Source organism: Moorella thermoacetica, assembly GCF_001267405.1.
Classification (GTDB): Bacteria; Bacillota; DSM-521; order Neomoorellales; family Neomoorellaceae; genus Neomoorella; species Neomoorella thermoacetica.
The window spans coordinates 1,014,551-1,038,927 of the sequence record NZ_CP012369.1 but is presented as its reverse complement, the minus strand read 5'-3'; the positions used below and the strand labels follow the sequence as shown (position 1 = coordinate 1,038,927).

Here is a 24,377-nt window from a genome sequence, read left to right as displayed (position 1 = left end):
CCTGGCCTCCATCTCACTTTAAGTGTCGGTGAAAATACCGCGCTAGCTGGGCCTCATCCAGGCGTACTACCGCCGGCCTGCCGTGGGGGCAGGTATAGGGATGGTCAACCCCCCGCAGGTCATCGAGGAGTTTTTGCATCTCGGCCCCTGCCAGGGATTGCCCGGCTTTGATTGCCCCGTGACAGGCAATTAACTTCAAGAGCCTTTCCGGCGCCGGGAGGGTGCTTTCCGCCAGGAAATCCTCTAAGACCTCCCTTTCTTTACCTGGAGGAATTCCCAGGGGAACCGAGCGTAATAAAAAGACGCCGGTTCCGAATTCCTCGATGATAAAACCCAGTTCCCGCAGGGTTATTATCTGATCAATAAGCTTGACTTGCATATCCGGGGCCAGATGCAGGGGTAAGGGCGGTTCCAGCATCTGGGCCGGGTGACTTCCAGGCGTCCCCTCTTTTACCAGGGCTTCATAACGGCAGCGCTCATGGGCCGCATGTTGGTCAATTATATACAGGCCGTCTTCGCCCCCCGCCAGGATATAGGTATTAAAAACCTGGCCCAGGGCCCGCAAAGGTGGTAGGACCTGCTTGCCCGTTTCTTCTGCCGGCGTTTCTGGCCCGATAGGGTCGGGTTTATCCCTCTCTACCGGGCCGTTTCCTTCTGGTACCTCCCGCGTCTTGATTGCCCCGGTATTCTCCCCTGTTTTTTCCGGCCATTCCGGTTCCCGGTTTTCCCGGGCTCTTTCCCTTAGTACATACTCACCCCAATAGCGGGCCTGCTTGTCCGGTTCCCGGAAGGTAAAACCCTGCTGCACCGGTGGTGCGGACCCAGCGCCTTTCCTATCCCCGGAACGGGAAATGGTTGCCGGGGCGACAGCCCTGGGAGTAAAAAGAGCCCCTTTAACAAGGTTTGTCACCTGCCGGGCCAGGTCCTGCTCCCTCTGCAGGCGGACCTCCAGTTTAGCCGGGTGAACATTGACATCCACCTCACCCGGGTCTACTGCCAGATGAAGGACAAAAAGGGGGTGGCGGCCGGCTGGAATTACATTCCGATAACAGCTCTCGATCGCCCAGGTGAGGAGCCGGTTGGTAATATAGCGGCCATTAATTAGCAGCACCTGCTGATCCCGGTTGGAACGGTGGAGCCATGGCGGCGAGGTAAAACCGTGCAAACTCCAGCCGGCGCCGGAGCCGTTAAAGGGCAGCAACTCACGACCAATCTCCAGGCCATAAAGGGCTGCCAGGACGGCCTGCAGGTCGCCGTTACCCGGGGTAGCCAGGGAACGCCTACCGTCGAGGCTCAAAGAGAAGGCCACGCCGGGGTGCCCCAGGGCCAGCCTTTCTACCGTGGCTACAATCGCCCTGGCTTCTGTAGAAGGTTTCTTTAAATACTGGCGCCGGGCCGGGGTATTATAAAACAGGTCCTTTACTGTAACTGAGGTCCCGGGGGGGCAGCCGGTTTCCGTGACCTCCGGAGGCTTGCCTCCGGCCACCCGTACCAGGGTGCCGCCCGGTCTTCCCGGGGGGCGGGTGGCCATCTCCACCCTGGCTACGGCGGCGATGCTAGCCAGGGCCTCCCCCCGGAAACCGAGGGTGGTAATCCGCGCCAGGTCCGCGGCCCGGCGAATTTTACTAGTGGCGTGGCGGGCAAAGGCCAGGGGGGCATCTTCAGGCTCTATCCCCCTGCCGTCATCCCGGACGCGGATGAGCTGTAGGCCGCCGCCCTCAATCTCCACGGTAATGTGCCGGGCCGCTGCGTCCAGGGAGTTTTCTACCAGCTCCTTCACCACTGAAGCCGGCCTCTCTACCACTTCCCCGGCGGCTATCTGGTTGGCAGTCATAGCATCCAGGATCGTAATTCTGGTCTCCTGGCTCCCTGTCAAGGAATCATCCCCTGCTCCTTTTAACAATATCCAGCTCTTTGTGAAGCATCTTCTGCCAGCGGAAGATCTGCTCCATGGCTTCCAGGGGCGTGGCCGCCATCAGGTTATAACCGGCCAGTTCCTCCAGTACCTGTACCTCGCCGGGAGTAAGGGTCGGCTTTTTTACCGGTTTCGTTAAAACCCGCACCTGGGCCCTGGGTTGCTGTTCCAGAATTTCTCGCGCCCGTTCCAGGACCTGCTCCGGCAGGCCCGCCAGGCGGGCCACATGGATTCCGTAGCTCTTGTCGGTGCTACCTGGCACTATCGTCCGGAGGAAGGTAATGTCCTCTCCCTCTTCCAGGACGGCAACGCAGTAATTGCGGACCCTGGACAATTCCTCCGCCAGGCTAACCAATTCGTGGTAGTGGGTGGCAAAGAGGCAGCGGGCACCAATGACATTGTGAATATACTCCGTTACTGCCCGGGCAATACTCAGACCGTCAGCAGTGCTTGTACCCCGGCCCACTTCATCAAGGATAACCAGGCTCCGCCTGGTGGCGTGTTTCAAGATACCGGCCACTTCCTGCATCTCAACCATAAAGGTGCTCTGGCCGGCAAAGATATCATCGGCAGCACCGACCCGGGTAAAAATCCTGTCCACCAGGCCGATATGGGCTCGCCGGGCCGGTACAAAGCTGCCAATCTGGGCCAGCAGTACAATCAGAGCTACCTGGCGGATATAGGTGGATTTACCGGCCATATTGGGCCCGGTAATGATCTGGATATACTGTTCCTGGTCCAGGTAGGTGTCGTTGGGGACAAAGGTCCCCGGAGAACCGACCAGTTCCACCACCGGGTGGCGCCCCTGCTCGATTTCAATCACCGTACCGTCATCGACCCGTGGACAGGTATAGTTGTTATCTACGGCCACCGTAGCCAGGGAAATAAGGGCGTCCAGTACTCCCAGGGCCCGGGCCGTGGCCTAGATACGGGGCAGGACGCCCAGCACCTCTTCCCGCAGGCCCTGAAAGAGTTCATACTCCAGTTGGACCAGTCTCTCCTCTGCCCCCAGGACCTGACGTTCCAGTTCCTGCAGGCGCCGGGTAACAAAACGCTCGGCATTGGCCAGGGTCTGTTTGCGCTCGTAGTCGGCCGGCACCTGGGGGAGGTTGGGACGGGTGACCTCTATGTAGTAACCGAAGACACGGTTGTAACCGACCTTGAGGGATTTAATCCCTGTGCGTTCCCGCTCCTCGGCTTCCAGGCTGGCAATCCAATCCCGGCCGTGGGTGGCCGCCTCGCGCAGCTTATCGACCTCTCCATTATAGCCGGTACGGATAATGCCGCCCTCGGTGATGCTGGCCGGGGGATCGTCCACCAGGGTCCGGCCCAGGAGATCGACCAGGTCGTCAAGGGGGTCCAGTTGGGCCCTCACCTGCGCCAGGAGCCTGGAATGTACTTCGCCCATCAGCTCCAGGATACCGGGGATTACGGCCAGGGAACCCCGCAGGGCCTGGAGTTCCCGCCCGCCTGCCGTCCCATAGGCCACCCTGCCGGCCAGGCGTTCCAGGTCCCGCACCACCTGCAGCCTCTCCCGCAATTCCTGGCGCAGGATGAAGCCCTCAACCAGTTCGGCGACGGCTTCCTGGCGTTCCTTGATGGCCCCGGCATCTACCAAGGGCTGGTCCAGCCAGCGCCTCAGGGTCCGGGCACCCATGGCTGTGAGGGTCTTATCCAGGACCCAGAGGAGGGAACCCTCCCGTTTTTGCTCCCGGCCGGCAGTCACCAGCTCCAGGTTGCGCCTGGTAGCCTGATCCAGGAACATCCGGCTGGTTGTGGCTGCGGCAGCCGGGGCCTCCAGGTGGGCCAGGGAGTTGTGCTGGGTAGCAACCAGGAAAGAAAGAATCATGGCCGCTGCCAGGCCCGCAGCTGCCGGTAATTCGACCCCGGCCAGGGCCTCGTGGCCAAAATGGTCCTCCAGGGACTGCCGGGCTGCCTCCGGATTACTGGCTACTTGCCAGCCGGTAATCACGCCCCGGGTGTAAATCTGCAGGAGCCTTTTTAGGGCCGTATCCCGGGCCAGTTCCCCGGGCAGCAAATATTCCGACGGCATGAGGCGTACCAGCTCGTCCACCAGGGTTTCCTGGTCCGGGCAGGTGGTAAACAAGAATTCCCCCGTGGAGGCATCGGCCCAGGCCAACCCCCAGCAGCCGTTATAGCGCACTATCGCCGCCAGGTAGTTATTTCCGCCGGGGGTCAGGGCCTTCTCATCGGTTATCGTACCCGGGGTAACCACCCGGATAACCTCCCGGCGTACCAGGCCCTTGGCCTGGCGGGGGTCCTCCATCTGTTCGCAAATAGCCACCTTGTAGCCCTTACCTACCAGGCGGGCCAGGTAACTGTCGGCGGCGTGAAAGGGTACCCCGCACATGGGGGCTGCCTCTTTACCGCCCCGGGTCGTCAAAACCAGGTCCAATTCCCGGGCTGCCACCTCGGCGTCTTCATAAAACATCTCATAAAAATCTCCCAGGCGGAAGAAGAGGATGCAATCCGGGTACTGGGACTTGATCTGGCGGTATTGCGCCATCATGGGGGTTAAGGCCTGTTCCCTAGCCATCAACCATTTCTCCTTTTAATAACCAAGTCTGGGCTCGGGTTAACCGCACCCTTACCAGCCGGCCGGTCAGGGATTGATCCCCGGGGAAAATAATTAGCTTATTGGTCCGGGTACGGCCGCTCAACTGGTCGGGATCGGTTTTACTGGGGCCTTCCACGAGAACTTCCACTTCCTGGCCTACCAGGGCTTCATTCTTCGCCAGGCTGATGCTGTTCTGGAGTTCCATCAACCGCTTCAGGCGCTCCTTCTTGATGGCCGTGGGCAGCTGACCCGGCATGGTGGCAGCCTCCGTGCCCCGTCGCGGCGAGTACATAAAGGTAAAGGCATTATCGAACTGCACCCTGGCAACCAGGTCCAGGGTATCCTCAAAGTCGGCTTCTGTCTCCCCGGGAAAACCAACAATGAGATCCGTCGTCAGGCTGATCCCCGGGATATGGCGCCGCAGGTCGGCAACCAGTTCCAGGTAGTGTTCCCTGGTATAACCCCGGTGCATGAGTTCCAGGATCCGGTTACTGCCGGCCTGCACAGGCAGATGAACATGTTCACAGACTTTATCCAACCGGCTAATAGTAGTTACCAGTTCGGGGGTAAAATCCCTGGGGTGGGAAGTTACATAACGTATACGCTTTAAACCTTCAACAGCATTAACACGCTCCAGCAGGCCGGCAAAATTGATCCCGTCTCTCAAGTCGCGGCCATAAGAGTTGACATTCTGGCCCAGGAGGGTAACTTCAATTACTCCCTGGTCAACCAGTTCTTTTACTTCTTTGATTATATTCTCCGGCCGGCGGCTTCTCTCCCGCCCGCGGACATAGGGGACAATACAATAGGTGCAAAAGTTATTGCAACCGTAGGTTATGGTTACAAAGGCCTGGGCCCCCCTGGCCCGCCGCCGGGGGAGATCCTCCACTACCGGTCCTTCCTGCTCGCCGACAACTATCCTGGGCCGGTGCATGGCCTTGATTTCCTCGATCAGTTGCGGCAGCTCCTGGAGGTTACCGGTCCCCAGGAGGAGATCGACATAAGGTGCCTGCTGGCGGATTTTCTCGGCGACCCCCGGCTGCTGGACCATACACCCGGCCACAGCAATTACCAGGTCCGGGTTGGCACTCTTTAACTTCTCGATCTGGCCCAGTTTGCCGTAAACCTTATTTTCAGCCTTCTCCCGGACGCAACAGGTATCGAGGATGATTACGCCGGCTTCTTCTTCCCGGGCCACCGGTTCATAGCCAGCATCTTGAAGGAGATCGGCCATCATTTCGCTGTCCCTCTGGTTCATCTGACAGCCATAGGTTATAATCTTGAAGGTTTTTCTTGCTTTTACCACGACCTGCCTCCTGTGGTTTCTGCTTTTCTTTCCATTATATCGTTTCTCGACTTTAAATACAAACAATCCCGGCCGCTACGTGACCGGGATGCAAGGCTCTAATGCAGGTGTTTTTTATCTACTTCGGGTTTGATATCCGTCAGCATTTGTTGCAACTCCTCGGCCTGGTCCTCGCTGACCAGGTCTTCGACATTGAGGGTGTAAGCGGCCACCTTCTCGGTGATATAAAGGGGGGCGTTGGTCCTGAGGGCCAGGGCTATGGCGTCGCTGGGCCGGGCGTCTACGACCACCTCTCTATCTCCCTGGCGGAGGTAAAGTTCGGCATAGTAGGTACCATCCCTGATATCCTGGACCAGGACTTTATTCACTTCTACCCCCAGGTTTTCACAAAGGGAACGTAACAGGTCATGGGTCAGGGGACGCGGTGTTAAGATACCCTGCATTGCCAGGGCAATGGCCTGGGCTTCGAAGGGACCTACCCAGATAGGCAATACCTGATTCCCCTCCGGTTCACCCAGTAACACTACCGGATTTAGGGTTTGATCCAGGACTATTTGTTTCACCTTTACCAGTATGAGCATTTACCCCACCCCCATTAAAATATTTCTACCCCGGTTATTAAATAATTTTATTCCCAGAGGCTCAAGCCTGTCACCGGGTCATCAACCCGCTCCGGCGGTGCCGGAAGTTCAAGTTCTTCAATAAAAACCTCCCCGGCAAAGACAATGGTTCCGGGTAATAAGTGACCGCCCCTGATGGTTCCCGTGCGATCCAGAAAGGTAACATGGGCATGAACAAAGGGCTTGCCGTCTTTTAAGGATACATTGCCCAGACCGCTCAGGATCTCCATGGGCTCATCTAAATCCAGGGTTATAAAACGTTTTTCATCCTGCAGGTAGTAACCCACCCTGGCCTTCTGGACAGCTCCCAGGAAATTGATGGAGCCAAAAAGTACATCTGCTTCTTCGACAATACCCTGGAGGGCTTCCAGGAGATCGCAGCCGTAGGCCAGGCGAAAGGCCAGGCGCCTACCGGAATGCCCTTCCATCTTTTTAACGTATAGATTCGCCATTCTTTTAGAACCTCCTGCTACAATTATACTCCATCTTGCACCTGTTATTTTTTCTTAGCATACCGGTTGCTGCCGGGGAACTATATATGCTTAATGGTAGCTTCCGGCTTTTTTAAACCTTTATCAGGTTATACTCCCGTGTCCCCATGCCTATTTCCTCGGCATATCTTAAAAGGGGTGTCCCGTCATAACCGCTGACGGCCTGGAACTTGTCCCTGGCGTCCTCGTGACCGTCCAGGCGGGTCCCCGGCAGGGCCGGCTGGGCATTGGCCAGGTCAAAACTGGCCTGATCCAGGGCTACCGGGTCCAGGGAAGCCAGGATACCAACATCAGGGATGATGGCCGCGTCGTCCCAGGAATTACAATCGCATTCCGGGGCTACGTGGGTGACAAAGTTAAAAAAGACACACTTGTTCTCCTTGCCCTTAAGGGAACCGTAAGCAAACTCGACGATCTTTTCTTGCAGGACCACTGGATCACTCTTAAAGCTGGCCTTGATGGCCCTGCGGGGACAGGTGACGGTACACTCCCCGCAACCGATACACAGCTCGCCATTAATCGTCGCCTTTTCGGTGACGGTAATGGCCCCGGCTGGACACCAGCGCCGGCACTTGCCGCAACCAATACACTCCTCTTCTTCAACCCGGGGCAGAACGTCGCTATGCATCATCTGCTTGCCGGAAGGGCTGGCACAACCCATGCCCAGGTTTTTGAGGGTCCCACCGAAACCAACAAGCTCGTGGCCTTTAAAGTGACTCATGACGACCATACTATCGGCATGGTAGATGGCGCTGCTGATTTTTACCTTTTGAAAATGTTTGCCGCTTACCGGCACCTCGTAATAATCTTTTCCCTTCAAGCCATCGGCGATAACCAGGGGCGCCCCGGCTACAGCATAAGCAAAGCCGTTTTCAATGGCCGTCTGCAGGTGATCGACGGCATTGGAACGGGAACCTACGTACAGGGTATTGGAATCCGTCAGGAAAGGCTTTCCTTTAGCGGCCTTGATTAACTCCACCACCCGGCGGGCAAAGACGGGGTTGATATAGGCCGTGTTGCCCTTTTCCCCGAAGTGAATTTTAATGGCGACCAGGTCGCCGGGGTCGACGGCGTCCTTGAAACCGGCCCGGTGCCACAGGGTAGCCACCTTGTCAACCAGGCTCTTCCCCTTTTTGGTACGCATATTGGTCCAAAAAACTTCGGCAGCCATTTTAACACCTCTCCCGTATAGTTAATTTAGATTTGTACCTAGGAAATACGGTAGTTGGGGGCTTCTTTGGTGATCATCACGTCATGGGGATGGCTCTCCCGCAGGCCCGCCGGGGTAATGCGGATAAAGCGCCCTCGGGCCTGGAGTTCAGCGATATTACGGGCACCACAGTAACCCATGCCGGCTCGTAAACCGCCCACCAGCTGGAAAATAGTCTCCGAGAGGGGGCCTTTATAAGGGACGCGGCCTTCAATCCCTTCCGGTACCAGTTTTTCGGCTTCTTCCTGGAAATAGCGGTCTTTACTGCCTTCCTTCATGGCCGCGAGGGAACCCATGCCGCGATAACTCTTAAAACTGCGGCCCTGGAAGATTTCAATCTCACCAGGGCTTTCCTCTGTGCCGGCCAGGAGACTGCCGATCATTACTGTGTTGGCGCCGGCGGCAATGGCCTTGGTAATATCACCGGAGTATTTAATACCCCCATCGGCAATTACCGGAATACCAAACTCCGCCGCTGCCCGGGCGCACTCCATCACTGCCGTAATCTGGGGGACGCCAATGCCGGCGATAACCCTGGTAGTACAAATGGAACCTGGTCCAACCCCAACCTTCACGGCGTCAACCCCGGCCTCAGCCAGGGCCCGGGCGCCGTCGTAAGTTGCTACATTACCGGCCACCAGCTCCACCGCCGGGAAGGCAGCCTTGATACGTTTCACTGTTTCAATAACACTCCGGGACTGGCCATGGGCTGTATCCACAACAATGGCGTCTACCCCGGCGGCTACCAGGGCCTCTACCCTGGTCATGGTATCGGCTGAGGTACCCACTGCCGCTGCCACCCGCAGGCGCCCCCTCTCATCCTTGGCGGCCTGTGGATACCGGCGTGTCTTCTCAATATCCTTGATGGTAATTAGCCCCTTCAAGTTATAGTCGGCGTCTACCAGGGGGAGTTTCTCAATCTTGTGGGCCCTTAAAATGGCCATGGCCTCGGCCAGGGTAGTACCTACCGGCGCCGTTACCAGGTTGTCTTTGGTCATAACCTCCTTAATAGGCCGCTCGTGGTTGTCTTCAAAACGTATATCCCGGTTGGTAATGATGCCTACCAGCTTACCATTATCGGTAATGGGAACCCCTGAGATATGGTAGTGCTCCATCAGGGCGATGGCTTCCCGGACCTTATGATCCGGGCTCAAGGAAATGGGGTCAGTAATGACGCCATGTTCTGAACGCTTGACCCGGTCGACCTCCCTGGCCTGGCGTTCGATGGTCATGTTCTTATGGATAACGCCGATGCCCCCCTCCCGGGCCATGCTGATCGCCGTCCGGGCCTCAGTCACTGTATCCATGGCAGCGCTCACCAGGGGAGTATTGAGGCGAATATGACGGGTAAAATTGGAGCTGATATCAACTTCCCGCGGTAACACCTCTGATTCACCGGGGACCAGGAGGACGTCATCAAAAGTTAAACCCTCGCCAATTATTTTATCCGTCGTCAAGGCCAAGCCTCCTTAGAGCAGGATTTAATTATTGCTTAATTATACCATAACCATGACCTTCACCGCTATCCTTCGACGTTAGCACCTGTTGCACCGTTACTCCAGCCAGGATCAAGGCCCCTCCCAGAAGCTGGATAGGATGCAGTCTCTCCCCCAAGATCAGGAAGCCCAGCACAGCGGTAACCACCGGCTCCAGGGTGGAAATAATGGCCGCCCGGGAGGCGCCGATATATTTCAGGCTCCAGGCCACGGCCGTATATGCCAGTAGAGTACAAATCAAGCTCAAGGTGGCAATAGCCAGGATAGCCTGGCTATTAAAAGCAAGACTGAAGGTACCGGTAACTATGGCCAGAATAAAGTAGGCCACGCCTATAGTCAGGGTTGCATAGGCGTTAAAAACCCGTGGTTCTATCGTTTTCAATAAGCCCGTCTGGCCGACCATATATATACCATTGGTGCAAGCGGCCAGAAGGGCTGTGACAATACCCCATATTTCCAGATTGCCGGTAGGGACACCAAGGATGATTGCAAGCCCTGTAAAGGCGAGGACCAGGGCGCCGATTTTGGCCCGGGTGAGGGTTTCTTTTAGAAAAACGGTAGCTAGGAGGCTAACAATCACCGGGTAAAGGTAGAAGAATAACATGGCTACCGTTGCCGGAATGCGCTCAAAGGCATAGAATAGCAATAAAATAGTGGTCGCCTGGCCTCCCAGGGCCAGGACGGTTAAACGTACCATGGTACCCAGGTTCAGTTTCCAATCGAGGGGAAAAACTATCAGGCTGCCCCAGAAAAGAATGCCTGCTGCTAAGAATCGTATGGCCAGGATACTCAAGATATTGGCGCCACCGGCGTAGGCCAGCTTGGCAGATATTCCTTCCAGGCCCAGGGCGGCGGCCGCCAGGACCGCCAGGAAAAGACCCCGTCCTTCCCCTGAACTATCTTTCGCTTTTTTCATATATCCCTCCCGGTTTATTCCCATCAACCATCCCTCGATAAAAAAAGCCGGGATACCCGGCTAGTCCTGCCCCATGATGGAGTGAATCCCGTAGCGTTCAAAGTGATCCCGCAGATGATAGATCACCCGGCAATCGACCCCGAATTCCGCCGCCAGTTCGGTATCGGAACGATTGGCTGCCAGGCCAGCAATCAAGCGGTCAAAATCGACACCAACTTCGGCAGCCATTTCCTTTAAACTGGGCTGGGTGCTCCAGGGTGCCCGTGAGGGCCGGAAAGTAGGCTCCAAAGCTAACCACCTCCTGGTAGGTAGTTTGCCTTGAACGACCTACTTTTACCCCACCTTAGAGAATCCCGCTCCCGTCGGGGCCGCCCAGGTCCTCCAGGTGGTGGGTGTCGTTTAATAAAACCAGGATCTGGTGCACACCATAACAATCGACCACGCTGACGCCGGTGTTATCCAGGCGGAAACGCCAGACGGCCGTCAAATCCAGGCCCAGGATACCACAAATAAGGGCCCGCAGACTACCGCCGTGGGCAACAACCAGGAGATTGCGGCCCCTTTCCCGGTCCAATATTCCGTTAAAGGCTGCCAGGGCCCGTTCCTTGACCTGCTGGAAACTCTCTCCCCCTGGAATTATAGTCGCACCGGGGTCCTGGCGCCAGGCTTCCCATTCTCTGGGGTGATTAGCAATAATCTCCTGGTAAGTCAATCCTTCCCAGACACCGAAGTTTATTTCCCGCAAAGCAGGCACCTCGTTGATCTTCAGACCATGGGGAGCGGCTATAATCGCTGCCGTCTCCCGGGCCCGCCGCAAATCGCTGGTAAAGACTGCATCCAGGTGTACCCGGCAAAAACGCTCCCGCAGGAGTTCCGCCTGCCGGCGACCGTTAGGACTAAGGGCGATATCAGAATGCCCCTGGTAACGTCCCGAATTGTTCCACTCCGTCTCACCGTGGCGGACCAGGTAAACCCTTGTACTCTGCACTTAACTCTCCTCCATTATCTCCTTTAAGGCAGCCACCAGTCTCTTATTGGCCCGGTGGTCACGTACGGCAACCCGGAAGTAGGCCGGTCCAAGACCGGGAAAAGAAGAACAGTCACGGATTAAGATGCGCTTCCGGGCCAGGAGTTCAGCCAACCGGGATACCGTCAGGCAGCCGTTCTGAATGTTAGTCAGGATAAAATTAACTTCGGGGTAATAGGGCCGGAATCCTGCCAGCCTGGACAGGTTATGGAAAAGATACTCCTTTTCCCGCTTGATTAGTTCCCGGGTTTTCTTTAAATACTCCTTATCGGCCAGGGCGGCTACGCCTGCCATCTGGGCCAGGATATTGACGCTCCAGGGGTCCCGGCTGTTCTCCAGCCTGCGTACCATATCCGGACAGCCGACACCGTAACCAAGGCGCAATCCCGGCAGGGCAAAAATCTTCGTCAAAGAGTGCAGGATAAATATCCCCGGCCCGGCGGCCGCCTGGGGTACCAGAGAAAACTTATCCCCGTCGGGGACAAAGTCCAGAAAGGATTCATCCATCACCAGGAAAACCCCCTGTTCCCGGCATAGGCTTGCTGCCCGATGTAAAATATCCGGGTTCAGGAGGCGGCCGGTGGGATTATTGGGATTGCAAATAAAGGCTACCTGCGACCGCTGCAGTTCCGGGCGCCAGCGGTCGAAATCAAAGGTAAAACCGGTAGCGGGATCAAGGTAGACAGGCAACACTTCGGCCCCGGCGATGGTAGCTGCCCGGCGGTATTCGCCGAAGGTGGGTTCGACTACCAGCACCCGATCAGGCTTTAGAACCTGCATTATAAGGTAAATTAATTCTACCGCCCCGTTAGCAATAATTATAGCGCCGGTATCTACATGCAGTTGATCTGCCAGTGCTTCTTTCAAACGCCGGCTTGCCGGGTCAGGGTAACGCTGAACGGCCGGCAAGTTTTCCTTCAAGGTTTCCAGTACCCCGACCGGCGGCCCCAGGGGATTGATGTTGGCGCTGAAGTCCAGTATCTCTTCCACCTTCCAGCCGTAGCGATCTACGGCTCCCTGCCAGTCTCCGCCGTGAATGACCCCGGTCAGTTCCCGGCCATTGCTGTTGCTTGCCCTTTCATGAACCATGGGCCGTCTCTACCCTCCACCCCGCCGCCGACCATGGTGGCCCGGATAAAATCGACATAGGGAAAGGTCGTTCGTATGCTTGCCTCCAGGGCGTCCACGTCTACCTCCCCCGGCCGGTAAAGGATACCTATTACCGTACCACTATGGGCCGTATTTACCCCCAGGGCTCCCCTGCTGGTAGCCAGTTCCAGAATGGTTTCCAGTTCCGGTTTGGAGAGAATATCCTGATTGGCCAAGGCGCTAATGGTAGCCCCCCTGGCTATTAAATCTGCCCTTCCCCGGGCCAGGCCTTCCTTGACCAGCTTTACTGCCTGCCTGACTTTTTCTTCCTTAGCCAAGTTAAGGGCCACCAGGTCCCGGCGCCGGTTAAAAAGAACGGTGTCCACCATACCCCCGGGATCGACGATCAGCACGTCCATGGGTGGCGGCTGCCCCAGGTACTCCCATCGTTTACCTTGAAGGTGATCGAAACAGACAATGCCCGGCAAAAAGGTCCCGTCGCTTGGTTCAACGGCCAGGGCGATCTCGGTTATCGTTTCCAGGGAGAGTCCCGTCCCCAGGGCTTCCGCCGTGGCCACCGCCGCGGCGACTACGTCAGCCGTACTACTGGCCAGTCCTTTACCTGGAGGCAGGGGGTTGTAGATATCCACCCGCGCACCCCAGGGGGCGGCCAGGTGATCCAGGGTCAGGCGGACAGCCCGCAGGGCCTTCCCTTTTTCTCCCGGACCGGTAACCTGGCCCCCTGGCTGCAGGGAAACCCTGACCTCAGACCCCAGGTTAATGGGGCAGGTAATGAGAAAATAATCACCGTCGATCATTCCCTGGACCAGTTCCCCGCAAGCTCCTGGTACCCGAGCCCGCCCGTACATAATCACACCCCTAACCATGGCCAGAATAAACCTGCCACCAGGACTAAAACCTCCGTTATCTCTGCCAGGGCACCATAGGTATCCCCTGTCAGACCTCCCAGGATCCCTTTAATATGGCTGCACCAGCTCCAAACGGCCAGGGCTATCAGGAACATGAGGATCAAACCTTTATAACCCAGGGTCAGCCAGCTCAGGATCATGGTTGAGAAGGTGGCCAGGAGCAGGGCCTTTCGCCCCTGCCCGGCTCCAAAGAGGCTGCCCAAGCCCTCCCGCCGGGCATAGGGAAAACAGGTAATGGCCGGCACCATCGCCCAGCGAGCCAGTACCGGCATCAGCAGGAGGAAGGGGGACAAGGGCATACCCGCCAGCCAGAGGCGCCCAGGCGACAGGGAAAGCAGGGAAAATATAAGGCTAAATTTTAAAAGCAAAAGGGTGATAACTGCGGTGACTCCGTGGGCACCCACGCGGCTGTCCTTCATAATCTCCAGGACCCGCTCCCGTTCCCGGCCGGATAAAAGGCCGTCCATGGTATCTATAAAGCCATCCAGATGCAGGCCTCCACTCAGGAAGATACCAAGGAACAGGATAAAGCCGGCTCTGGCCGGTACCGGGACCAGGCTGCTTAAAATCTGGCCGGCCCCAGCCAGGATTAAGCCCAAGATAAGGCCCACCAGGGGAAAATAAACTATACTCTCCTGGAAAGAAGTAGCCCCGGTGTCCCTTTTGCTCAGGCGTATCCTGGTCAGGAATTGGAGGGCCGCCAGGAAAGCCGCTAGCTGTTTAGTCAAGACTTCAGCGCCCCGGATATACCCGCCTGGCTGAAGGTAGCCATTTCGTGGTAAATCATGATGGCAGCGTCTACCAGGGTCATACCCAGGGCGGCGCCGGTTCCCTCTCACAGGCGCATCTGCATGGTCAGCATGGGCTTAAGACCCATCAGTTCCAGGGCCACCGCATGGCCCGGTTCCTCTGAGAGATGGGAAGCCAGGATAAATTCACCCGCCAGGGGTGCCAGCCGCGTCGCCACCAGGGCTGCCGCTCCGGAGATAAAGCCATCGATGATTACCGGCACCCGCATTGCTGCCCCGGCCAGGATTACCCCGGCCATGCCGGCAATCTCCAGGCCCCCAACCTTGGCCAGGACATCCAGGGGATCATCAGGATTAGGTTTATTTATGGCCAGACCCTGTTGAATGGCTTTGATCTTCAGCCGTAACCGGTTGGCATCCACCCCCGTACCCCGGCCGGTAATCTCCTCCACCGGCCGGCCGCTAAAGACCGCCAGGATAGCCGAACTGGGGGTGGTATTACCGATCCCCATTTCCCCAATTCCCAGCAACTCATTACCGGCTTCGATTTTGGCACTGGCTACCTCGATGCCCACCTCCAGGGCGGCAATGGCCTGTTCCCTGGTCATGGCCGGACCCCGGGCCAGGTTGGCCGTTCCCGGTGCCACTTTACGTTTCAGTAACCCCGGAAGTTCAGGGAGATCGCTGGCGACACCTATATCGACAAGAACCAGCTCAGCGCTGGCGTGGCGGGCCAGGACGTTGATGGCCGCCCCGCCCCGGCTGAAATTAAATACCATCTGAGGGGTTACTTCCTGGGGAAAAGCGCTGACCCCTTCGGCGACCACGCCGTGATCCCCGGCCATGAGGATATGGGCTTTACGGGACAATCGGCGGGGGACTTCCCCCCTGATCCCCGCCAAACGTCTGGCAATATCCTCCAGGGCTCCCAGGCTTCCCGGGGGTTTGGTGAGTTCATCAAGGTGGGCCTGGGCCTTCGCCATGGCCCTTGCGTCCAAGGGCTTAATCCTTTGCAGGGTCTGGTCAAGCAGTTTCAAGGTTTCTTCCTCCTTTGTATGCCCGGCAGGCGGCCAGGAAATTTTGAGCGGCTCCTACATTGCCCAGGAAATGCAAGTGCAAATAAGAGGCTACTATCTGCCGTGTCCCGTAGCCATCGTACCAGATTGACCCCCGGTGTTTCCAGGTGTAAGCCGGCGGGAAGTCTGTATCCTTACTTGTCATGGTGGAATAATGAAATTCATGCCCCCGAAGGCAATCATCCCGGTGGCCCACGAGGGTTTCCCGGCAGAGGCGGGCCTCCCTGTAACCGAGGCCGGCCAGGCTCTTTTGCATACGGCAGGCGGCGGGTACAATGCCCGCCATGGGCCACTTGCTGCCTTCCAGGTCAATGATCTCCCGGGCCAGGTACATGAGGCCGCCACACTCAGCATAAAGGGGTATCCCCCGGGCGACCTGCCGACGGAGGTCAGCGAGGAGGGGCCTGTTATCCGTCAGGGGAGCGAGGAAAATCTCCGGGAACCCACCGCCAATAATTATCCCGGCGGCTCCAGCGGGCAACCTGTCGTCCTCTAGGGGGCTGAATGGTAGCAATTCGGCTCCGAGAACCGCCAGGTAATCTAGAGAATCCTGGTAGTAAAAGTTAAAGGCTTTATCCAGGGCCACAGCAACCGGGATTTTCTCCCTCACCCCAGCACCGGCGGTAGCAAAAAGGCGGCTTCCCCCTGCCGGCAGGGGGCCGGCCTGTGTTGCCAGGTCGAGTACCCTCTCCAGGTCCAGGCCGGTGGCTATGGTAGCGGCCAGTTCCGCCAGGACGGGCCTCAGGTCCTCCTGTTCCCCGGCCGGGATCAACCCCAGGTGCCGGGAAGGGAGGGGAGGCAGGGAGCCCCGTCGCAACCAGCCAACTACCGGTATGCCGGTATATTCTTCTATAGCCTGGCGGAGCACCTCCAGGTGACCCTCACTACTGACCCGGTTCAGGATGACCCCGGCCAGGTTTACCCCCGGGTCCAGGGAGCGGTAACCCAGGACCTCGGCGGCCACACTCTGCCCCAGGGAAGTAGCGTCCACCACCAGCAGGACAGGGGCGGCCAGCAGGCGGGCAATGGTCGCCGTACTCCCGCTGCCGGTGTCACGGTGACCGTCATAAAGCCCCATAACTCCTTCAATAACGGCTATATCGCTGGTGGCAGCGGCGCGCTCAAAGGCCTCCAGGACGGCCGCCGGGGTCATTAAGTAGGTATCCAGATTGCGGGAAGGCCTGCCCGTAGCCAGGGTGTGGTAACCGGGGTCGATGTAGTCGGGACCGACCTTAAACCCTTGGACCTTTAACCCCCTGGCGGCCAGGGCGGCCATTAAACCGGTGGCAATACTTGTCTTGCCGACGCCGCTCCTGGTACCGGCAATAACAATCCGCTTGTATGTCATATTCTTCTTCCCCTCAATGCCAGTAAATCCTGAAGGCTAGGTAGATACACCCGGCCATGGTTATGATGGCCGTGGCTCCAGCCATGAGGGTAATGGCCCGGTCAATATCCCCCGGTTCCAGTTCCCTGAGGGCCTGCCCCATGAGGGGCCGGTGGGAAGGTATACCCTGGTAGTAATTCAGCCCCCCCAGCTGGACCCCCAGGGCTCCGGCCATGGCCGCCTCCGGGTAACCGCTATTGGGGCTGGGATGTTTCCTGGCGTCCCTTAACATGGTGATCCAGGCGCGGCGCCCCTGGCCCAGGAGGAAGGCTGCCACGCAGATAGCCAGCCCGGTTATCCGTGCCGGCACGTAATTGGCCAGGTCGTCCAACCTGGCCGCCATACGGCCAAAGAAGAGATAGCGTTCGTTTTTATAACCCAGCATGGAATCCAGGGTGTTGATCGCCCGATAGACCATGGCCAGGGGTACTCCTCCCAGGAAAAAGTAAAAGAGTGGGGCCACAACTCCATCGCTGGTATTTTCGGCTATGGTTTCCACCGTTGCCCTGGTCACACCTATAGCGGTAAGGCTATCCGTATCCCGGCCGACAATTAAACCCACCTGCCGGCGGGCTGCCCCAAGATCGCCGGCCTTCAGGGCCCGGGCGATGGCCCTGCCGGCTGTAGCCAGGCCCCGGGGAGCGATGGTGGTCGCCAGCAACCATGCGGCCAGGACAAACTCCAGCCAGTGGCTAATGTTGCCGGCCAACCATAACAATGCCCTGGTCACGGTCCAGGTAGTGCCCATAATAATGACTACCAGGATGCCGCCGGTACTGATTAAATAAGCCGGTCTTGCTCCCGGCCGCCACAGGAGTCTTTCCAGGAGGTTGATACCGGCACCCATGACCTGGGTAGGGTGCAAAAGCCAGGACGGGTCTCTCACCAGCAGGTCCAGGATTAGGGCTGTAACTAGGAGCAACAGGTCAGTTGTCATGGCCGGTCCATACCAGGGGGCGTTCCAACCCCATGATTGCCGCCAGGCGGCCCAGATCCAGGTGCCGGGCCACCTCACCGGCCAGAATATCAAGGCGTCTTTCCTGCTCGGCCATAAAGTTCAGCATCCCCGGCCTGGCCGGTAGGCCGCGCCTGGCCCTTAAGACTGAGATAACCTGGTGGCGCAGAGAATCGTTATCCAGAATGCCGTGGATGTAGGTACCCCAGATGCGTCCCTCCCCGGCCAGGGCCCCATCGTCGAGGGTCACCAGTCGGCCGCCCCGTGAGGTGATCTTAAAGGCCGGCCTGCCGTCCAGCAAAAAGCTGGCACCCATATGGATCTCATATCCTTGAACCTCCTGGCCCTGCAATGGCCCCAGGAAGGGTCCTGAACCCGTAACCACGCCCCGGACCTGGTTGGTGGCCTTGGAGGTTTGAAAGACGGTTTTGATTGGTAAAAGGTCCAAGCCTTTTATCATCTCCACATCGGTTTCCACATGCTCGGGGTCCCTGATCTCCTTTCCCAGCATCTGATAACCACCGCAAATCCCGATAATCGGCGTTCCCCGGCCGGCCAGCTCTTTAATGGCTGTCTCCAGCCCCTGGCACCGCAGCCATAATAAATCGCCGATGGTGTTTTTGCTGCCGGGCAGGATGACCAGATCTGGATTGCCCAGGTCGCTCGCTGCTTCTACATAACGGAGATTGACCCCCTTCTCCCTTTCCAGGGCGTCAAAGTCGGTAAAATTGGAGATGCAGGGCAGCTTGATAACCGCTATCTCCACTTCACCGGCACCCGTCGAGCGACCGGTGACCCCTTCCAGGACAACGGAATCCTCCTCCGGCAGCCCGTGGTCGGGTAAAAAGGGGATCACGCCGAGTACCGGTTTACCGGTGCGGCTTTCCAGAAAGTCCAGAGCCGGTTTTAGAAGGTCGAGATCACCCCGGAACTTGTTAATGATGATGCCGGCCACCATTACCCTCTCTTCCGGTTCCAGGAGCTCCAGGGTGCCCACTACAGCTGCCAGGGCGCCACCTCTGTCAATATCAGCTACCAGGAGCACCGGGGCTCCGGCCATCCTGGCCACCCGCATATTGGCGATCTCCCCGGCCTTGAGGTTGATTTCCGCCGGACTGCCGGCCCCCTCGATTACAATAATCTCAAACTCCCGCTCCAGGAAGGCATAAGCCTCTTCTACCCGGGACCAGAGCTTCTGGTTGAAATGGCCGTGGTACTCCCGGGCGCCCAGGTTGCCCACCGGTCGCCCGAGGACGATTACCTGGGAGCTGGCATGGGCCGTCGGTTTAAGTAGGATCGGGTTCATCTCTACGCGGGGTACCACCCCGGCCGCCATGGCCTGGACGATCTGGGCCCGGCCCATCTCGCCTCCATCGGGGGTGGCTCCGGAGTTAAGCGCCATATTCTGAGATTTAAAGGGGCTCACCCGATAGCCGTTCCGGTGGAAAATCCGGCAGAGGGCCGCTGCCAGGACACTCTTGCCGACATTGGAACTGGTTCCCTGGAGCATAATAGCTTTGGCCACAGCTACTCCTCCTCATCCCAGGCCAGATGCAGCAGGGCATTAACAGCAGCAACGGCCACGGTACTACCACCCTTGGGCCCCCGCACCGTCACATAGGGTATACCGGTAGTTTCTAGAGCTGCTTTGGCTTCCGCCGCCCCAACAAAGCCTACCGGTGTGCCGACAATTGCAGCCGGTGCCGCCCGGCCTCCGGCCACCAGCTCCAGGAGGTGGAAAAGGGCTGTCGGCGCGTTACCAATGGCAACTATCGCACCATCCATCCTGGGAGCGAGATATTCCATGGCTACCATGGCCCGGGTTTCCCCCCTGGCAGTAGCCGTTTTAATAACTTCGGCCTCCCTGATGGCGCACAATACCCGGCCCCCGCCCCGGGAAACCAGATGGCTGCTGACACCGTTACGTACCATTTCGACATCGGTAATGATATCTGCCCCCTGGCGCAGGGCAGCAGTGGCAGCTGCGACCACCCCGGGGTGGACGGCGACCAGGCTGGCGTAGCTCAAATCGCCGGTAGCATGGATGATACGGGTGACTATGGCCCTGGCCCCCGGTTCCAGGCCCAAGTCTCCCACCCTGGCGGCTATTATTTCCCGGCTGCGGGCCTCGATGGCCCGCGGGTCAGACAGAAAACCCACCCGGGGCCACCTCCTGAATGCGCTCGACAATCACTTCAGCGATACGCCGGTCGGCGCCGAGGTTGGCACCATAGATAAATTCAACATCCGGGTAGCGTTCCCTGGCGGCGGCCAGTTGCTCGGGAATATCCCTCTGGACGTGGAGGCCGTTGCTAAAGAACATAGGCACAACCACAATCTTCCGCCGCCCTTCTTTGACCAGAGTAGCAATCCCTTCAGCCAGGTTCGGATGGGTGCGCATCATATAACAGGGTTCGACCCGGACGCCACCGAGGATTTCCCGCACCTGGTCTGCGAGGACCTTTAAGTGTTCATTGGCCTCCGGTATCCGGCTGCCGTGGCCCAGCAAAATTATCCCTGTGGCCATTGTTGCCCTCCTTCGAAATAGAGTTCTACCACAAATGGTTACTATTAGTAATTAGTCCCCAGTTGGTATATCCCTCTGCAACTGTCCGATGATCTCTTCCATGGGAAGGCTGTCGGGCTCCGGCGGACGACGAAGGACGATTACCTGCAGGCCAAGATCAAGAGCTGCCTGGATTTTACTTTCTACCCCGCCGGTGCTGCCGCTATCCTTGGTAACCACCGCCTCGACGCCAAACTGGCGATAAAGGGCCCGATTCAGTTCATAGCTGCACGGCCCCTGGATAGCTATGATATCCCCCGGCCAGAGGCCCAGCTGGCGACATTTTTCCAGGGAAGTTACTTCCGGCAATACCCTGGCAATAATCCTTTTGCCGGCCATTGCCGGGGCCGCCGTAAATAGTTCCAGGTGCCTGGTGCCGATGGTAAGCATTATGGTCCCATAGCGCGAGGCCAGTTCTACTGCCTGGGTCCAGTCGGCGGCTATTAAGAGATTTGGGTGCGCCGGGAGTTCTACTGCCGGCCGCTGGTAGCGAAAGTACGGTATCCCGGTAACCCGGCAGATCTCCCGGGCCCGGGACGTAATGGTAGTGGCGTAGGGGTGGGTAGCATCAATAACGGCTTCTATCTTCCCGGTTCCCAGCAGCGCGGCCAGGTCTTCTCCCTCCAGGGCGCCTTCACGCACTCTATCGGCGCCGGCCTCCCGGGCCAGTTTGGCTCCATAGGGAGTGACAGCGGTAGCTATAACCTGGTAACCCGCCTCCTTTAAGGTCCGGATAATCTCCCGGCCGTCTGCCGTCCCGGCCAGGGTAAGGATCATAACCGGTACCCCCGCGGTGTTACCATCCGCCCGTCCAGCACCCTGGTCTGGCTGTTACCAATAATGACGGTACTGACCATATCCACCGGCAATTCCAGGAGGGTGTCCAGGTCCCGTAACCAGGCAACCTCCCCTTTCCGGCCGGCATTCCGGACGACACCTACCGGAGTAGAAGGCTGGCGGTATTTAAGGATTATCTCCCGTGCCCGGCCCAGGTGGTCCGGCCGGCCATGACTCCGGGGGTTATAGAGAACCAGAACAAAGTCGGCCGCCGCCGCCATCTCCAGGCGCCGGCTAATGACTTCCCAGGGAGTGAGACGGTCGCTGAGGCTGATTACCGCGAAATCATGCATCAGGGGGGCTCCCAGGGCGGCCGCTGCCGCTGTGGCTGCAGTTACTCCGGGAATTATGGTCACCGGTATCTCCCTTCCCCGTGGGTGAGCGGCGAGGATTTCCAGCACCAGACCGGCCATACCGTAGACCCCGGGATCGCCGCTGGAAATTACGGCTACCCGGGCCCCGGCGGCCGCTCGTTCGACGGCTTCCCGGCACCTGTCCACTTCACCGGTCATCCCGTTGACCACTACCTCGCGCCCGGCTATCAGGGTGGCTACCAGATCGATATAAGTCCGGTAACCCACGATTACCTCGGCCCTGGCCAGGGCTTCCCGGGCCCTGGCGGTCATTTCCGTCTCCTGCCCAGGCCCCAGGCCGACGACCACTATTTCGCCCCTTGAACCCGGGCCAAGGCGATGGTTACCCCCCGGCATTTTATTTTGGGCCATAATAATTCACCATCTCCTCCTGCCAGCACGGCCGCTGGCTCGCATACTCCGGTTAAACCCACCCTGGCAGCTACAGTTTGGGAACGGGACAGTTCCGGGTGTCTTTCCAGGCAGGCGGCTAGTTCATCCGGTGGAAAGGTACGTAACTCCAACCCCAGCTGCCGGGCCGCCAGCTCAAGGCCAGGCTCCCGGGCCTTGAAATCCACACTGGCCAGTGATCGCAGGCTCTGGCGGCTGATACCGGCCCTTTTCAAGGCCACCCCCAGGGCATAGAGAATGGTGCCAGCAGGTACGCCCCGGCGGCAACCAACGCCAGCGACTATGACCCGCGGCCGCCAGTAAACCCAGCGCGGTCCGGGCAGAGGCAGTCGCCGCCAGGTGACCATAATTCCGGCCCCCTCACCCCTGACCCCGGAGTACCCCTCCAGCGGGCGGGCTCCCAAGTCCGGGAGTTCGCCTTGCAGGCGTGCCAGCAAGGGAGGTTCCACCAGCAGGTCAATAGCTTCACCATTCACCAGGGCGGCCATCACCATTGTCATATTGTCTCGGGGCCAGATAGTCATTTCCAGGCGCCGGGCAACCAGGTCCAGGGCCGGGAGGCCCCGGCTTTCGCTGGCCGTGGTAATCACCGCCTCTCCTCCCAGGATGGCGGCCACCCGGCGGGCCAGCTCGTTGGCACCCCCAAGGTGGCCGGAGAGCAGGCTGATAGCATATTTACCAGCAGCATCAACTACTACAACAGCCGGGTCGGTCAACTTGGATACCATGTGGGTACGCAACGCCCGGACGGCAATACCGGCAGCCATGATCAGGATCAAGCCCCGGTACCGGTGAAAAATCTCCCCCAGGAAATCTGGTAACCCGCCGGAATAAAAATCAACCCTTATTTCCCCATCCGTTTCGGCGCCACCCGCGGCCAGGCTGGCCGGGGCAAAAACCGGGGTCCCTTCGGGCAGGCTACCAGCCAGGCGCAGGGCTGTTTGCAGCCCCGGCCGGGTAAGGGCTACAATGGCCAGCCTCTTTTCCCTAGCCATTATTGTTTCTGGCCCCACGATAACCGTGACTGAAGGCAGGATCGTAGAGGCGAGAGCGTTTGTAATCTCCCGCCAGGAAATCACCAACCAGGAGCAGGGCCGTCCGTTCGATGCCTGCCTCCCTGGCTTTGGCGGCAATATCGCCCAGGGTACCCCGGATTACCTTCTCTTCGGGCCAGGAGGCCTTATATACCACTGCCGCCGGTGTCTCCGGACCATAACCGCTGGCCAGTTCAGCCGTGGCTGCAGCCAGGGACTGGCTGCTGAGGAAAAGGCAGAGGCTGGCCCGGTGGCGGCTGAGTTCCGTCAGGCTTTCCATTTCAGGTACCGGCGTCCGGCCGCCCCGCCGGGTTAAAATCAGGGTCTGGCTCACCCCTGGCAGGGTATACTCGCGACCTATAGCGGCCGCGGCGGCCGCATAGGAGCTGACGCCGGGCACTATTTCATAGGGGATGCCCATCCGTTCCAGGGCGTCCATTTGTTCTTGAATGGCTCCATACAAAGACGGGTCGCCTGTATGCAGGCGGACCACTACCTGGCCTCCGGCGATGGCCCGTCGGATAATTGCCAGGACTTCTTCCAGGGTCAGGGAGGCGCTGTCGTAGCGGACTGCCCCCGGGGCCGCATATTTTAAAATTTCGGGGTTGACTAAGGAACCGGCGTAGATAATCACCCCGGCCTCCCCCAGAAGGCGGCGCCCCTTGACGGTGATTAACTCCGGGTCCCCGGGCCCGGCGCCGACAAAATAGACTTTCATGCCCGCTCGTCCCCCTTGACGATGATTAACGACAGGTAGTCCTGCTTTTGCCCTTTAGTAGCCGCCAGATCGCGATTAAAGCATTCTCCCGGTTGACCGCAACGACTGGCCAGAACCGCTTTCTCAGCCAGGCCAGCATCCTGGAGTACCTCGACGATGGCATCATAGTGGCGAGCGACCTTCATTAAAACTAGGTTGGGAAAGAGGTGGAGGTACTCCTTCAGGAGGGCCGGCTCCTTTAGTGCCGGGATAATCGCCAGGGGTTCATCCCCTGTTGCCAGGGGTAGATTCAGGCTGGCAGCAGCCGCGGCGAAGGAAGTTACCCCGGGAACGGTTACTATTTTTAGTTCCGGTACTATATTTTGCAGCCTCTGGACTAGATAACTATAAGTGCTGTAAAGGGACGCGTCGCCCAGGGTAAGGAAGGCGATATCCCGGCCCGTCGCCAGGTTTTCCCGTAGTTCGGCCGCCGCTGCATCCCATGAGCGTTCAAGATAGGCCTGGTCGCGGCTCATGGGCATAAAGAGGTTTAATACTTTCTGCTCCGGGCTAAGGTATTGCTGGACTACCTGCAGGGCCAGGCTTTCCTCCCCTCGCTGGGAAACGGGTACGGCCACCACTGGGACTTGCTCCAGAATTGCTTTCGCCTTCAGGGTCAGGAGGGAAGGGTCCCCCGGTCCAACCCCCAGGCCATACAGGGTCCCATACATTTTC

At 58.5% G+C, this 24,377-nt stretch carries 22 protein-coding genes and 2 pseudogenes; all 24 read right to left on the bottom strand.

The window, feature by feature from the left end; genetic code table 11:
* Positions 1-13: 13 nt before the first annotated feature.
* A complete protein-coding gene (gene mutL / locus MOTHE_RS05210; protein WP_162490052.1) occupies positions 14-1,903 on the bottom strand; it encodes a DNA mismatch repair endonuclease MutL in 1,890 nt (629 codons plus the stop codon).
* Positions 1,881-4,472 (bottom strand): annotated as a pseudogene (gene mutS, locus MOTHE_RS14230) (DNA mismatch repair protein MutS). Before mutS ends, mutL begins: the two are co-directional and overlap by 23 nt.
* Positions 4,465-5,799: a tRNA (N6-isopentenyl adenosine(37)-C2)-methylthiotransferase MiaB gene (miaB, locus tag MOTHE_RS05200; RefSeq protein ID WP_011392626.1), complete on the bottom strand. Its 1,335-nt coding sequence runs from the start codon at positions 5,797-5,799 to the stop codon at positions 4,465-4,467. The pseudogene mutS and the gene miaB overlap by 8 nt, the downstream one beginning before the upstream one ends.
* Positions 5,800-5,897: 98 nt before the next feature.
* Positions 5,898-6,380: a bifunctional nuclease family protein gene (locus MOTHE_RS05195; RefSeq protein ID WP_053094753.1), complete on the bottom strand. Its 483-nt coding sequence runs from the start codon at positions 6,378-6,380 to the stop codon at positions 5,898-5,900.
* Positions 6,381-6,427: 47 nt separating this feature from the next.
* On the bottom strand, positions 6,428-6,871 hold the full coding sequence (locus MOTHE_RS05190; RefSeq protein ID WP_011392624.1) for a PPC domain-containing DNA-binding protein: 444 nt from the start codon (positions 6,869-6,871) through the stop codon (positions 6,428-6,430).
* 112 nt (positions 6,872-6,983) lie between these two features.
* Complete coding sequence (locus MOTHE_RS05185; protein WP_053094752.1) at positions 6,984-8,081, bottom strand: DUF362 domain-containing protein; 1,098 nt, start codon at positions 8,079-8,081, stop codon at positions 6,984-6,986.
* A gap of 38 nt (positions 8,082-8,119) precedes the next feature.
* Positions 8,120-9,577, bottom strand: coding sequence for an IMP dehydrogenase (guaB, locus tag MOTHE_RS05180; RefSeq protein WP_053094751.1), 1,458 nt, complete (start codon positions 9,575-9,577; stop codon positions 8,120-8,122).
* A gap of 28 nt (positions 9,578-9,605) precedes the next feature.
* Positions 9,606-10,532: a DMT family transporter gene (locus MOTHE_RS05175; RefSeq protein ID WP_053094750.1), complete on the bottom strand. Its 927-nt coding sequence runs from the start codon at positions 10,530-10,532 to the stop codon at positions 9,606-9,608.
* A gap of 60 nt (positions 10,533-10,592) precedes the next feature.
* On the bottom strand, positions 10,593-10,820 hold the full coding sequence (locus MOTHE_RS05170; protein ID WP_011392620.1) for a hypothetical protein: 228 nt from the start codon (positions 10,818-10,820) through the stop codon (positions 10,593-10,595).
* A gap of 55 nt (positions 10,821-10,875) precedes the next feature.
* A complete protein-coding gene (gene cobC, locus MOTHE_RS05165) occupies positions 10,876-11,520 on the bottom strand; it encodes an alpha-ribazole phosphatase (RefSeq protein ID WP_011392619.1) in 645 nt (214 codons plus the stop codon).
* Positions 11,521-12,648 carry a threonine-phosphate decarboxylase CobD gene (gene cobD / locus MOTHE_RS05160; protein WP_011392618.1) on the bottom strand — a complete coding sequence of 376 codons (1,128 nt, stop codon included), beginning with the start codon at positions 12,646-12,648 and terminating at the stop codon, positions 11,521-11,523.
* The gene (locus MOTHE_RS05155) at positions 12,606-13,517 is read right to left on the bottom strand and encodes a GHMP family kinase ATP-binding protein (RefSeq protein WP_011392617.1); all 912 of its coding nucleotides are present in this window, start codon (positions 13,515-13,517) and stop codon (positions 12,606-12,608) included. The genes cobD and MOTHE_RS05155 overlap by 43 nt, the downstream gene beginning before the upstream one ends.
* Before the next feature lie 2 nt (positions 13,518-13,519).
* Positions 13,520-14,305, bottom strand: a complete 786-nt coding sequence (gene cobS, locus MOTHE_RS05150) for an adenosylcobinamide-GDP ribazoletransferase (protein ID WP_011392616.1) — start codon at positions 14,303-14,305, stop codon at positions 13,520-13,522.
* Positions 14,302-15,363 (bottom strand): annotated as a pseudogene (cobT, locus tag MOTHE_RS05145) (nicotinate-nucleotide--dimethylbenzimidazole phosphoribosyltransferase). Before cobT ends, cobS begins: the two are co-directional and overlap by 4 nt.
* On the bottom strand, positions 15,350-16,750 hold the full coding sequence (locus MOTHE_RS05140) for a cobyrinic acid a,c-diamide synthase CobB (protein ID WP_011392614.1): 1,401 nt from the start codon (positions 16,748-16,750) through the stop codon (positions 15,350-15,352). Before MOTHE_RS05140 ends, cobT begins: the two are co-directional and overlap by 14 nt.
* A 13-nt stretch (positions 16,751-16,763) precedes the next feature.
* Positions 16,764-17,726 (bottom strand): adenosylcobinamide-phosphate synthase CbiB, encoded by a 963-nt coding sequence (cbiB, locus tag MOTHE_RS05135; protein WP_053094749.1) that lies wholly within the window; start codon positions 17,724-17,726, stop codon positions 16,764-16,766.
* On the bottom strand, positions 17,716-19,269 hold the full coding sequence (locus tag MOTHE_RS05130) for a cobyric acid synthase (RefSeq protein WP_011392612.1): 1,554 nt from the start codon (positions 19,267-19,269) through the stop codon (positions 17,716-17,718). Before MOTHE_RS05130 ends, cbiB begins: the two co-directional genes overlap by 11 nt.
* A gap of 2 nt (positions 19,270-19,271) precedes the next feature.
* Positions 19,272-19,904: a precorrin-8X methylmutase gene (locus tag MOTHE_RS05125; RefSeq protein WP_053094748.1), complete on the bottom strand. Its 633-nt coding sequence runs from the start codon at positions 19,902-19,904 to the stop codon at positions 19,272-19,274.
* Positions 19,888-20,271, bottom strand: a complete 384-nt coding sequence (locus tag MOTHE_RS05120) for a sirohydrochlorin chelatase (protein ID WP_011392610.1) — start codon at positions 20,269-20,271, stop codon at positions 19,888-19,890. The genes MOTHE_RS05125 and MOTHE_RS05120 overlap by 17 nt, the downstream gene beginning before the upstream one ends.
* 51 nt (positions 20,272-20,322) lie before the next feature.
* Positions 20,323-21,087 (bottom strand): precorrin-6A reductase, encoded by a 765-nt coding sequence (gene cobK / locus MOTHE_RS05115; RefSeq protein WP_011392609.1) that lies wholly within the window; start codon positions 21,085-21,087, stop codon positions 20,323-20,325.
* Positions 21,084-21,809 (bottom strand): precorrin-3B C(17)-methyltransferase, encoded by a 726-nt coding sequence (gene cobJ / locus MOTHE_RS05110; protein ID WP_011392608.1) that lies wholly within the window; start codon positions 21,807-21,809, stop codon positions 21,084-21,086. The genes cobK and cobJ overlap by 4 nt, the downstream gene beginning before the upstream one ends.
* Positions 21,809-22,906, bottom strand: a complete 1,098-nt coding sequence (locus MOTHE_RS05105) for a cobalt-precorrin 5A hydrolase (RefSeq protein ID WP_011392607.1) — start codon at positions 22,904-22,906, stop codon at positions 21,809-21,811. Before MOTHE_RS05105 ends, cobJ begins: the two co-directional genes overlap by 1 nt.
* Positions 22,899-23,663 (bottom strand): precorrin-4 C(11)-methyltransferase, encoded by a 765-nt coding sequence (gene cobM / locus MOTHE_RS05100; protein WP_011392606.1) that lies wholly within the window; start codon positions 23,661-23,663, stop codon positions 22,899-22,901. The genes MOTHE_RS05105 and cobM overlap by 8 nt, the downstream gene beginning before the upstream one ends.
* Positions 23,660-24,373, bottom strand: a complete 714-nt coding sequence (gene cobI / locus MOTHE_RS05095) for a precorrin-2 C(20)-methyltransferase (RefSeq protein WP_011392605.1) — start codon at positions 24,371-24,373, stop codon at positions 23,660-23,662. The genes cobM and cobI overlap by 4 nt, the downstream gene beginning before the upstream one ends.
* Between the last annotated feature and the right edge of the window lie 4 nt (positions 24,374-24,377).